Below are 12,397 nucleotides of genomic sequence, written 5' to 3' on the forward strand. Positions count from 1 at the left end.
AAATTTGTGATAAACTTTTATTCGTATATCTCTAGAAACTTTGCGGAGGTTTTATATGAAAAATAACCGGAATCGGCTGTTTTCAAACGGTTTATTCTATATAGTTGTTTTCCTGCTTTTAATAGGAGGAATCAACTGGGCAATTGGCGGATCAAATAATTCTGGTAGCAGTGAGAATATTAGTTACTCTGAATTTGTAAGTGATTTGCGTAAGGGAAAAGTTAAAAACTTTAATGTTCAACCTGCAAATGGTGTTTATACTGTTTCAGGTAGCTATAAAGAAACACAAGAAAGTAAAAACCAGTCAGATAGTAATTTTGACTTTTTTAATGGCAATTCAGGATCAAAAGTAACACGTTTTTCCACTACGATGCTACAAAATGATTCCAGCGTATCCAACGTGCAAGAACTAGCTCAAAAGAGCGGTACTAAGATGACGACTCAGGGTGAGTCACAATCTGGAAACTGGATCTCGACTATTGTCATGCTTGTGCCGACCATTCTTTTCATAGTTATGCTTTGGATGATGGTTAGTCAAAGTGGCGGAGGCCGAGGCGGCAACGGCGGAATTATGAATTTTGGTCGTTCTCATGTTAAGCCTGAGGATCCAAAGAAGAATAAAGTGCGCTTTTCTGATGTTGCCGGCGAAGAGGAGGAAAAGCAGGAACTGGTAGAAGTGGTTGAATTCTTAAAGAATCCGGCTAAATTTACCAAGTTAGGCGCTAAGATACCTTCAGGTGTTTTACTTGAGGGTCCTCCGGGTACTGGTAAGACATTGCTGGCTCGTGCCGTAGCGGGAGAAGCAAATGTTCCTTTCTTCTCAATTTCAGGTTCAGACTTTGTTGAAATGTTTGTCGGTGTTGGTGCTAGTCGTGTACGTGACTTATTTACTAATGCCAAGAAAAACGCACCAAGTATTATTTTCATAGATGAAATTGATGCTATTGGACGCAGACGTGGTGGTAACGCTGGCGGCGGTAACGATGAACGTGAACAGACTTTGAACCAGTTGTTAGTTGAGATGGACGGTTTTGAGGGTAACGAAGGCGTTATTGTTATTGCAGCTACTAACCGTTCTGACGTACTGGATCCAGCTCTTTTGCGCCCAGGTCGTTTCGACAGAAAAGTTTTAGTTGGTACACCTGATGTTAGAGGCCGTGAAGCAATTTTACGTGTTCACGCTAAGAATATGCCTTTGGCTGATGATGTTGATTTAAAGGAAATTGCTCGTCAAACACCAGGTTTTGTTGGTGCAGACCTAGCTAACTTACTTAATGAAGCTGCACTGCTTGCAGCCAGACGAAACGGTAATAATATTACTGCTGCAGATTTGGATGAAGCTGAAGACCGTGTCATTGCGGGTCCTGCTAAGAGAAACAGCTTGATTTCTCAAAAAGAAAGACGCAGAGTTGCCTTTCACGAGGCTGGTCACTCCATTTGTGGTTTAGTGCTTAGTGATTCAAGAACGGTGCGTAAAGTTACTATTGTGCCTCACGGCAGAACAGGTGGCTATAACTTGATGTTGCCTAAAGATGATCAGTTCCTGCTAACTAAGAAACAGTTAATGGAACAAATCGTTGGTCTGATGGGTGGTCGTGCTGGTGAAGAGGTTGTAGTTGGAGACCAGTCAACGGGTGCTTCTAATGACTTCGAACAAGCCACACAGATTGCCCACAGCATGGTGGTTAATTACGGAATGACCGACTCATTAGGAATGGTTGAACTTGAAAAAGAGGGCGAAACTAATCCTTATGGTTTTAAACCGTATAGTGAGGCAACTTCAGCTAAAATTGACGAGGCGGTTAAGAAATTACTTGATGAAGCCCACGCTAAAGCAGTTGAAATTGTTAAAAACAACCGTGAAAAACACCGCATTATAGCTGAAGCTTTACTTAAGTATGAAACTTTAGATGAAAAGCAGATTATGTCTCTGTACACAACTGGCAAGATGCCTGAAAAGACGGAGCAAGAATACCCAAGCGAATCAAAAGCATCAACTTATGAAGAAGCTAAAGCTGCTGCTGAAAAGAAAGAAAACCAATCGCAGAAGAAAAATATTGTAAATTCCGAAAAGGCGCAGGAAGAAAGAGATGCCTCTCTAGAGTCACCCGCCCAAAAGAATGAGGAAGCAGAAGAAAGTAATCCTGATAATCCAGAAAAAGCTGAGTTTCCCAAAGAGTCTGAGCTAGATTCAGAAGAAAAAACATCTGATTTTAATTCTTCTGAGTCAGAAAAGGATTCTGAGGATCAGCAAGATTCAAAGGATACTGATAATTCACATAGTGAAGACGATCATCCTCAAGAATAATAATTAATAGGGCCTACTGTTAGGCTCTATTTTTTTAGGAGAATAAAATGAGTGATTATTTAATTAAAGCAATCGATAAGACTAAAAATTTACGCTTGTTAACGATTACTGCCAAGGATTTGGTTCAAGAAGCACAAACCCGGCATAATACCTGGTCAGCTTCTTCGGCAGTTCTTGGACGTACTTTGCTTGCGAGTGTTTTGCTGGCAGGAGCAGAGCTCACAGATAAGGAAGAATTGACTATCAGACTTTTAGGCAATGGTCCAGTAGGTCCAACAATAGTTACAGCCAAATCGGATTTAACTGTTAAGGGTTACGTTAAAAATCCCCATATTGCTTTACCACCAAAAGAAAATGGCCATATTGATGTTAAAAAAGCCGTCGGTGAAGGGTGGCTTGAAGTAACTAAAGACTTGGGATTAAAAGAACCCTATACAGGACAAGTACCTATTGTTTCTGGTGAGATTGCAGAAGATATTGCATATTATTTAACTAAATCAGAGCAGATTCCTTCGGCTGTTGGCTTGTCAGTTTTTGTTAATCCTAACAATACTATTGGTGAAGCAAGTGGATTTATGTTGCAGGCACTACCGGGTGCTTCAGACAGTTTAATAACTAAGACTATTGAACGAATCAATAAGTTGCCAGCACTTTCTAGTGCTTTTTTGGCTGGTTTGACTCCTGAAAAATTGGCAGCTATGATTCTTGGCGATGACTGTAAGATTTTAGAAAAAGATGAAGTTGCCTTCAAGTGTGATTGTTCTAAGGAAAAGTATGGTAAGATTTTAGCAACAATGAAGAAAAGTCAGCTTGAAACCATGATTAATGAGGATCACGGAGCAGAATTGACCTGTAGTTTTTGTGGTAATAAATACCACTATACAGAAGATGAATTAAAAGCAATTTTGACTAAAATTAATTAATAAATTATTGTCATATAAGTGATAAGTATGTTTTATTCATTTTAGTTAAAATTTTGAAAAGGAAAGAAAATGGTTGGGCAATATTTACGACAGGTAGCTGATAGAATAGGAATACTAAAAATAGCGTTTTTTGGTGTATTTCTTTTTGTTGCCTATGCCGTGTATTTTGCACAACCATATTTAATTACTGCATTATTTCAAGCCCATTTAAGTACAAATTTTCAAATATTGTTAGTCCTTGCTCTTGCAGTCTCATTGATGATGATGCCGTTAATAAACAGTTGTAATAATTCATTTATTCAGGCTGTAAGAAAATTTTCTAAACAAATTTTATGGGAGTCAATTGTTAATAAGCCTTTTAGCTACTTTTCTGATAAACCAGTGGGAAAGGTTCAAAGCTACATTAAAGATGTTTCATTTGCATGTCGAGAGTTGGAGCAATCCGGCCTAGAAATAGTAGTGCAAATGTCTGTCATGCTTATTATGTATACAATAATGTTAAGTCTACAAAATATCTTTGTTGGTATTTTGTATTTATTATTCTTTATTAGTTATATGTTGATTTCGGTGTGGATGGCCAGACGAAATAGGGATAATGTAGCTGCATCGCTTAAAAGTGCTTCTAAAGTCAACGAATATATCATTGATTATTACAGTAACATTGAAACGATTTTATCAACTAATTCTAAAGACTTTGAAGAACAGAATATGGATAAAATATTGAATGATGAACAAAAGACTTTTATCAAGGTTCAAAGAATTACTAACGAGGCCTCTCTGTTCCAGCAATTTTTAATTGTGATTTTGGCTTGCATTATTACGGTTTTAGGGCAATGTTTAATTGGCACTAAAGAAAATCAAGCACTCTCTTTGATCCTGATTCTGCTATATTCTATTGTTAATTTGTCTGGCTTTGGCACCCAGTACTTAGCGATTGAAGAATTTTTAAACAGAATTCGTTCTGGCCTCTCGGAATTAGAGTACGGGAAAAAATCAACTGAGCATCCATTACCTGTTCAATTTGATTCAAACAAAAAAGCAATAATCTTCAAACATCTCAGTTATTCTTACAAAAAGAAACAAGATGTTTTTAAAGATTTGAACTTAGAGTTTAAAAAAGGCAGAATAACCGCACTTGTAGGACCTAACGGCACTGGTAAAAGCACACTGCTTAAACTGTTAACTGGCTTTTATCAGCCAAAAGATGGTCAAATTATTTTGCCCTTTGCCAATCAGCCTGATCTTATGTATTTACCGCAAAATGTTCAATTATTCAACCGTTCAATATTGGATAACATTTGCTACCCCGATAATAAAGTTTCACCTGATACTTTGCTAAAACTGATTGAAGAAATCAATTTAACCACCTTGATTCATTCTGTTACCGATTTAACCAATAAAACACCAGGAGACTTTAAAAATAAAATATCTGGTGGTGAAAAACAAAAGATTTTGTTTTTAAGAGCTATTGTTGCGAAACCCCAGATTTTATTATTAGATGAATTTACCAGTAACTTAGATGAAAAGACTATTACTATTGTTTACGATATGATTAAAAAATATTTACCAGGGACCACTATTATTAGTGTTGTTCATCGCTTTGAAGAACTGCAATATTATGACGAAGTGGTGCGACTAAAGCAGAATGAATACTAAAAATTTTGCCCGCTTTTTCGTCTTTTCTGGAGATTAAAAGTGCGGTTAGTATCAACTTTGCTATAATGAAAGAGTTGAATAGATAAGTAAAGGAGAAAGTAAATGCTAAACGTATATATAGTTCGTCACGGCCAAACGGATACTAATAAAACTTTTGGTATAAATGGTTCAGGAACTAACTTACCATTAAATGAAACAGGCAGACAACAAGCCGAAAATTTACGCGACAGTTTTGACATTAACAAGATTGATTATGTTTATTCCAGTCCTTTAAAAAGAGCGCGAGAAACAGCAGAAATTTTAAACCAGGGTAAACATGAGATTATTATAGATGACCGTTTAACCGAAATGAATTACGGCAACTGGGATGGTAAAGATGTTCACGAAATAATTGCAAAGTATCCTCAAGTATTTGATGAACTTGGCTATTTCAAAGAGAACTACAGTGATTATTGCACCGGTGAAACCTACCAACATTTGGCAGACAGATTAATGGCTTTCTGGCATGATCTAATTAATAATCATGAAAATGAGTCGGTTTTATTAGTATTTCATGGCACTGCTTCTCGTTCTTTGGTCCAGAATGTTTTGCAGATACCTAGAATTGCTTTAGTTGGCGAGATTCAAAATGCTGGTGTAATCAATATTTCTGTTGATGATCAAAGTAAAAAGGCATTTTTACGTTATTACAATAGGATTGCACCTGGTAAATTTTTTGATTAAAAAAGTGCATTATATTAGTAAGCTTTAACTTTTTATTACGAAAAGTACGATGAATTTTGCTTATATGAGCCTTTTTGTTAAGATATTAAAGTGTTTTGAAAGGGTGATTTAGTGGATAATAGTTGGAAAATTCGTGATATTACTATTCCTAATCGGGTTGTAGTGGCTCCGATGGCTGGTGTATCAAATTCCGCCTTTAGAATGATTTGTAAGGAATTCGGGGCAGGCTTAGTTGTTTGTGAAATGATCTCAGATCACGGTATCATTTATCGTAATAAAAAAACCATGTCTATGATGAAGGTTGATCCGCGTGAGCACCCCATGAGTATTCAAATTTTTGGTGGTACTGAAGATACTTTACTTGAAGCAGCACAATATATTGACCAACATACTGCTGCAGACATTATAGATATTAATATGGGTTGTCCTGTTCCTAAAGTAACCAAAACAGATGCAGGCTCCAAATGGCTGCTTGATTCTAATAAAATTTACCAGATGGTTCACAAAGTTGTCCAAAATGTGCAAAAGCCAGTTTCCGTCAAAATGCGTATTGGTTGGGATCGTAAACACATTTTTGCAGTAGAAAACGCGCTAGCAGCGCAGGAAGCTGGTGCCAGCATGATTGCAATGCATGGTAGGACTCGTAAACAAATGTATATGGGTGAAGCGGACTGGGAAACGTTGCACGAGGTAGCACAAGTGCTTGATATTCCTTTTGTGGCTAACGGTGATATAACGACGCCAGAATTAGCTAAAAAAGCTTTGGATGAAATTGGGTCAACTGCAGTTATGATAGGTCGCGCAGCCTTGGGTAATCCCTGGATAGTTAAAAATATGGTGCACTATTTAGAAACCGGTGAGAAACTTAAACCGCAAACGGTGCGTGAAAAGGTTGCTACGGCTAAGCATCAACTAAAAGGTTTAGTTGAATTAAAAGGGGAAAAGATTGCAGTTCCTGAATTTCGTCAACAAGCTGCCTACTATTTAAAGGGAGTTCCCCGTTCTGCACGTACTCGTGCTAAAATAAATGAGGTTTGGACAGCACAGGAAGTTTATGATTTGCTTGATAATTTCGTTGATGATTATGAAAAAAGGCAAAAACAAAGGACTGTCAGAAGTGAAGTTAATTAATAATGGAGGAAATGTAATTGGCTAAAAATGAAATGAATGACCAATTAATCGTTCGGCGCCAAAAGTTAGATGAATTAAGAGAGAATGGTATCGAACCTTTTGGAATGAGAAAGTTTGATCGGCAAGATTTAGCGCGGTCTTTGAATGAAAAATATTCTCAAGATGATAAAGATGAGCTAAACAAGGAATTGCCTAAGACTAAAATTGCTGGCAGAATGCTGGCTAAAAGGGGTAAAGGTAAAGTCGGTTTTGCGGATCTCTATGATCGGACAGGCAAAATACAGATTTATGTTCGTAAGGACATTGTCGGTGAAGACAATTATAAGATTTTTAAAAAGTCCGATATTGGCGACTTCTTGGGCATTGACGGCGAAGTTATGAAAACTGATACCGGTGAGTTAACGATTCGCGCAACTCATGTTACTTTCTTATCAAAAGCCTTACGTCCTTTGCCTGAAAAATATCATGGTTTAAAAGATGTTGAACAAATATATCGTCAACGTTATCTTGATTTAATTACCAATCGCGAAAGTTATGAACGTTTTGTAAATAGAACAAAAATTATTCAAGCTATTCGTGACTATTTGAACAGCAAGGACTTCTTGGAAGTTGAAACTCCCGTTTTGCATAACATTCCAGGTGGTGCCGAAGCACGGCCATTTATTACGCACCACAATGCTTTAGACATTGACTTGTACATGAGAATAGCTTTGGAATTACCTTTAAAGCGTCTGATTGTCGGTGATATGGAAAGAGTTTACGAAATCGGTCGGGTATTCAGAAATGAAGGACTTGACACTCACCATAACCCTGAGTTTACTGAACTCGAGACTTACTGTGCATACTGGGACTTCCATGATGTCATGGATGAAGCAGAAGGCATTATCCGCGCAGCTGCTAAAGTCGTATCAGATGATGGCAAGATTACTTATCAGGGCTCAAATATTGATTTGGGTAAGCCTTTCCGTCGCGTTCATATGGTAGATATGATTAAGGAAAAGACCGGCGTTGATTTCTGGCAAAAGATGAGCGTAGCAGAAGCAACCAAAATTGCTGAAGACCATGACATCAAGGTTGAAAGCTTCTGGAAGGTTGGTCATATCATTAACGCCTTCTTTGAAAAATATTGCGAAGAAACAATTGTTGACCCTACTTTTGTTTATGGTCATCCAGTTGAAATTTCACCATTGGCTAAGAAAAATGCTGATGATCCTCGGTTTACCGATCGTTTTGAAATTTACATTATGGGTGAAGAATATGGCAACGCCTTTTCCGAATTAAATGACCCAGATGACCAACGTGAGCGTTTTGAAGCACAAATGGCAGAACGTGAAGCTGGAAACGATGAAGCAGATATGATCGATGAAGATTACTTACGTGCTATGGAATACGGTATGCCGCCAACAGGTGGTTTGGGCATCGGAATTGACCGTCTTGTAATGCTTCTGACTGATGCGCCTGCAATTAGGGATGTGCTTTTATTCCCAACAATGCGTCCAGAGCGAATTGAAGATATTGAGCGCGAAGTCGAAGAAGACATGAAGAAAAAGAGCAAATAATAATCAATCGTTTTGCTAGCACTATAGCAAAGCTAATGACACTACTAAAAAAGAATCCTTCTTTAGGGATTCTTTTTTAGTTTTCCTACAATGTATAACCCATTTTTTCGTTATAGGCAGTTATTTTCGAAAGTAGATTATCTTTAACAGACTGGTTTGAAAAATAAAAATACCAATTTTGAAGTAATTTGAGCCAGGAACTTAATCGATACCAGCTGATGCGATCATTTTCTGCGAGCTGCTGATAAATTTTTTCGTTATAGCAGTTAATAAACGAATTAAACTCAGCAGTCGGTATTTTACCGAAATGAACGCTTTCAAAACAGGCAAAAGCTAACCGTTGCTCCTCATCATCAATGAACGGTCCTTGCATATTTTGAAAGATCGTTTCAATTATGGCCAAAATATCAGCAGTATTATTTGTTGTAAAATCTGGATGACTTAAAGTAGAGCCTAAAAAGTCGCTACCATGAGCAACGCTGTGAGCCCAGCCTTTATCTTTAACATAACCGCGGAAATCTTTTTCTTCCTTCAAATAGGAAATACTCCAGTTAAAAATAGTTTTTCGTTCGGTCGCATTTAAAATTGAATGCTTTTTATCGTCATCTAAAATTAGGGAACCCAGTAATGCACTGAATGTTCTGAGAAAAATTAAATCGTTTTCTGGCTGATCGATGCCCTTAAACAGATTTTTTGAATTGATAAAATTGGTAAAAATTTTTGCTTTCTGCTTTGAAGTAAATGAATTTTCAAAAAAGCCACGAGCAAAAAGCGTATAAACAACATCATCACGAAGATGTGGGTCAAGGTTTCCGATATTTTGCAACATATAGTCGATTTGACTATCATCAAAAGTGATTTTACCAGAATCTAAATTAACAAGTTTTTCCAGTTCTTTTTGCAATTCTATAGCCTCCTTTTTATCTGACAGTGATATGATTTCATATTTGTGTATAACAGAATACTACCTTTTACTAGCAATTATGTTTTAGAAACTCTCAAAAGGCAAGCTTTCCCGTTAAAATACTTATTTTACGGATTTATTTTACTAAAAAAGGTTGCAAAATGAGATTGGTTTGCTATAATAATATTTGTCTTGCGGAAGTAGTTCAGTGGTAGAACATCACCTTGCCATGGTGGGGGTCGCGGGTTCGAATCCCGTCTTCCGCTCTAGAAAAAAGACTCACCAAAAGCGGTGAGTTTTTTTAATAAACGGGAAATAGCTCAGCTTGGTAGAGCGCTACGTTCGGGACGTAGAGGTCGCAGGTTCGAATCCTGTTTTCCCGATAATATTCTCATGCTGGTAATTTATTTTTGCTAGTATGAGAATTTTTAGTTTTCTATAGTTATAACAGACCACTTTTATTCTTACACAGGTATTATGTTAAAAAAATTATTTCTAATTTAAATAATAAGAAGGATTGGGTCGCACGAACTGCATCTCTTTGGTATAATAGTTGCAAAGTTTTTTGACATGACACTTATATTTAGCCTCAAACAGAATATTTTACAAATTCTCAAAAAGGTTTATAGTGTATACACGTCATTTTTAAAGGTGGTGCAATGATGAAAAAATCTTATACAACCAGTGCAAATCAAGTATTAGAAATTGCACGTGAACAAGCACAGAATTTTCATCATCGTTTAATTGGTACTGAACACGTACTACTTGCGATGGTAATTGAATCTGATGGTGAAGCCGGCAAAAATTTGCGGGCTTGGGGTGCAACACCGAAAGCGATTCGTGAGGAAATTGAACGTTATACAGGTTATGGCTCAGCTGGCAAAACCAGTTACATGCAGATGTCACCACGCCTCAGCATGGTTTTGGCATATGCTGGCACTTTAGCTGAACGAGAAGGTTCTGCTAAAATTAAAACCTGCCATATTTTATTAGGAATGGTCCTCAATGAGCAGATATTGGCTTCTGTGATTTTGCGTAATTTAAACATTGATCTTGATGGTTTGCGTAATGACATCCTGCACAGTTTAGGTGAAGATGAACAAGATATGGATGAAAATGATCAAGAGGATAGCAGTTGGTCAGGTTTTAATGGCTCTGAAGAAAGCACCAGTAGAAATTCCAGCACACCAACTCTTGATCAGGTTTCAGTCAACCTCAACGAGAGGGCTGAAAATGGTGAGATAGATCCAGTCATTGGGCGTGATCGTGAAGTAGCACGAGTGATTGAAATTTTATCTCGGCGTAATAAAAATAATCCTGTGTTGATTGGTGAACCAGGTGTAGGCAAGACGGCAGTGGCAGAAGCCATTGCAAGTGCCATTGTTGCTAAAAAAGTACCGCACGATTTATTAAAGAAGCAAGTGGTCTCACTAGATTTAGGTGGACTTGTTGCTGGTACAAAATATCGTGGTGAATTTGAAGACCGGATGAAAAAAATCATCAAGGAAATTACTGAGAATGGCAATATTATTCTCTTTGTTGATGAAATGCACACTCTCATTGGAGCTGGAGGCGCTGAAGGCTCAATTGATGCTGCAAATATTTTAAAGCCATCTTTAGCTCGAGGCGATATCCAAATGATTGGGGCAACAACTTTTGATGAGTATCAAAAGTATGTCGAAAAGGACCAGGCTTTAGCTCGTCGGTTCCAAATCGTTAGGTTAAATGAACCTTCTCGTGCTGAAACTTTAGCAATTTTGAATGGCTTAAAACCAAAATACGAAAAATTTCATCATGTAAAAATATCTAATTCTGCTTTAGAAAATGCAATTGATCTTTCTAGCCGCTATATTTCTGACCGTTATTTACCAGATAAGGCAATTGATTTAATTGATGAGGCAAGTGCTGCGGTTAAGATTAAGTCAGGTAAAGGTTCTAACAATCAGTTATTGCAACTTAATGATCAAATCGAGAAAGTCATTGGCGAAAAGAATCATGCTGCAGTTAACCAGAATTTTGCTAAAGCTGCACAACTCCAGGAAAGACAAAATAGTTTGCAAAGAAGACAAGATGAATTAACAACAAAGCTTGATGAATCAACTAGTAAAGGTGCTATAGTTCAACCTGAAGATGTTGCTAAAGTAGTTTCTAATTGGACCGGTGTTCCCGTTACCCAAATGAATCGGGATGAAACTAAGCACTTAGCCAATTTGGAAAAAGACTTACATAAGCGCATCATTGGTCAGAACAAAGCAGTTTCTGCTGTCAGCAGGGCGGTCAGGCGAAGCCGCAGCGGTATTAAAGATGAAAATCGACCAATTGGTTCATTCTTATTTTTAGGTCCGACAGGGGTCGGTAAAACTGAACTAGCAAAAGCAATCGCTGCAGCAATTTTTGGCTCTGAGAACAACTTGATTAGAATTGACATGTCTGAATATATGGATCAAATAGCTAATAGTAAATTGATTGGTTCTGCTCCGGGCTATGTTGGCTATGATGAGGGCGGCCAGTTGACTGAACAGGTTCGCCGCCATCCATATTCAGTAGTATTATTGGATGAAGTTGAAAAAGCTCACCCTGATGTATTCAACTTGTTGCTACAGGTTTTGGAAGATGGCTTTTTAACCGATTCCAAGGGCCGTAAAGTAGACTTTAAAAATACTATTATTATCATGACTTCCAATTTGGGTTCCCGTTCATTATTTGAGACGCAGGCTCTAGGATTTAATGCTGATAATACTAGTCAAACCAAGCTGCGGCAAGATCGCGTTCGTCAAGCACTTAAAGAGTTCTTCAGACCTGAATTTTTAAACAGGATTGATGAAACTATTATTTTTGACGAACTTGATCAAAAGCAATTACGTCAAATAGTTACGCTTTTAACTCGTAAATTGATTGACCGCTTGCATAAACAAGGAGTTCAACTGAAAATTTCCACAGCTGCTTTGGATAAGATTGCAAAAGATGGTTATAATCCTGAAATGGGAGCAAGACCGCTGCGCCGTGCAATTCAGAAAGATATTGAAGATAAGATTGCTTCAATGCTGATTAAAGGTGACCTTAAGAATGGTGATATTCTTAAAGTTGGGTGCAGTCATAATCACTTAAAATTTGATGTTTTGAAACAAAAAGATAATAATTTAGTCGGCGCAAAGTGAATTAATTGACACACGAATTTTATTTTGTTATAGTA

The 12,397-nt window shown here is 37.4% G+C and carries 8 protein-coding genes and 2 tRNA genes; 9 read left to right on the forward strand and 1 reads right to left on the reverse strand.

The features are described from left to right. The first annotated feature begins 55 nt into the window (after nt 1–55). From ftsH to lysS, 6 genes are all read left to right on the forward strand, one after another. Nucleotides 56–2,308, forward strand: a complete 2,253-nt coding sequence (gene ftsH, locus ACFQ32_RS06450) for an ATP-dependent zinc metalloprotease FtsH (protein WP_046325372.1) — start codon at nt 56–58, stop codon at nt 2,306–2,308. Nucleotides 2,309–2,355: 47 nt separating this feature from the next. Then, entirely contained in the window at nt 2,356–3,231 is an 876-nt protein-coding gene (gene hslO, locus ACFQ32_RS06455) for an Hsp33 family molecular chaperone HslO (protein ID WP_046325371.1), read from the forward strand. Nucleotides 3,232–3,300: 69 nt separating this feature from the next. Then, nucleotides 3,301–4,887, forward strand: a complete 1,587-nt coding sequence (locus tag ACFQ32_RS06460; RefSeq protein ID WP_046325370.1) for an ATP-binding cassette domain-containing protein — start codon at nt 3,301–3,303, stop codon at nt 4,885–4,887. Nucleotides 4,888–4,989: 102 nt separating this feature from the next. Continuing rightward, complete coding sequence (locus tag ACFQ32_RS06465) at nt 4,990–5,610, forward strand: histidine phosphatase family protein (RefSeq protein WP_046325369.1); 621 nt, start codon at nt 4,990–4,992, stop codon at nt 5,608–5,610. Between the two features lie 111 nt (nt 5,611–5,721). Then, on the forward strand, nt 5,722–6,741 hold the full coding sequence (dusB, locus tag ACFQ32_RS06470) for a tRNA dihydrouridine synthase DusB (protein ID WP_046325368.1): 1,020 nt from the start codon (nt 5,722–5,724) through the stop codon (nt 6,739–6,741). Between the two features lie 17 nt (nt 6,742–6,758). Next, nucleotides 6,759–8,300, forward strand: coding sequence for a lysine--tRNA ligase (gene lysS / locus ACFQ32_RS06475; RefSeq protein ID WP_046325367.1), 1,542 nt, complete (start codon nt 6,759–6,761; stop codon nt 8,298–8,300). A gap of 85 nt (nt 8,301–8,385) precedes the next feature. On the opposite strand, the gene ACFQ32_RS06480 is transcribed toward lysS, so the two are convergent. Beyond that, on the reverse strand, nt 8,386–9,204 hold the full coding sequence (locus ACFQ32_RS06480; protein ID WP_046325366.1) for a DUF2785 domain-containing protein: 819 nt from the start codon (nt 9,202–9,204) through the stop codon (nt 8,386–8,388). 194 nt (nt 9,205–9,398) lie between these two features. Between ACFQ32_RS06480 and ACFQ32_RS06485 the strand changes: the two genes are divergently transcribed. The 3 genes from ACFQ32_RS06485 (at nt 9,399) to ACFQ32_RS06495 (ending at nt 12,362) form a co-directional block, all read left to right on the forward strand. Then, nucleotides 9,399–9,470, forward strand: a tRNA-Gly gene (locus ACFQ32_RS06485). Nucleotides 9,471–9,513: 43 nt separating this feature from the next. Then, a tRNA-Pro gene (locus tag ACFQ32_RS06490) sits at nt 9,514–9,587 on the forward strand. 279 nt (nt 9,588–9,866) lie between these two features. Continuing rightward, nucleotides 9,867–12,362: an ATP-dependent Clp protease ATP-binding subunit gene (locus ACFQ32_RS06495; protein ID WP_046325365.1), complete on the forward strand. Its 2,496-nt coding sequence runs from the start codon at nt 9,867–9,869 to the stop codon at nt 12,360–12,362. The last annotated feature ends 35 nt before the right edge of the window (nt 12,363–12,397 follow it).

It is taken from the genome of Lactobacillus melliventris, from assembly GCF_042679465.1.
GTDB lineage: Bacteria > Bacillota > Bacilli > Lactobacillales > Lactobacillaceae > Lactobacillus > Lactobacillus melliventris.

Excerpts from the sequence above, each read along its gene's own strand:
- ftsH (WP_046325372.1), top strand. The coding sequence starts at position 56 with ATGAAAAATAACCGGAATCGGCTGTTTTCAAACGGTTTATTCTATATA.
- hslO (WP_046325371.1), top strand. The coding sequence starts at position 2,356 with ATGAGTGATTATTTAATTAAAGCAATCGATAAGACTAAAAATTTACGC.
- ACFQ32_RS06460 (WP_046325370.1), top strand. The coding sequence starts at position 3,301 with ATGGTTGGGCAATATTTACGACAGGTAGCTGATAGAATAGGAATACTA.
- ACFQ32_RS06465 (WP_046325369.1), top strand. The coding sequence starts at position 4,990 with ATGCTAAACGTATATATAGTTCGTCACGGCCAAACGGATACTAATAAA.
- ACFQ32_RS06495 (WP_046325365.1), top strand. The coding sequence starts at position 9,867 with ATGAAAAAATCTTATACAACCAGTGCAAATCAAGTATTAGAAATTGCA.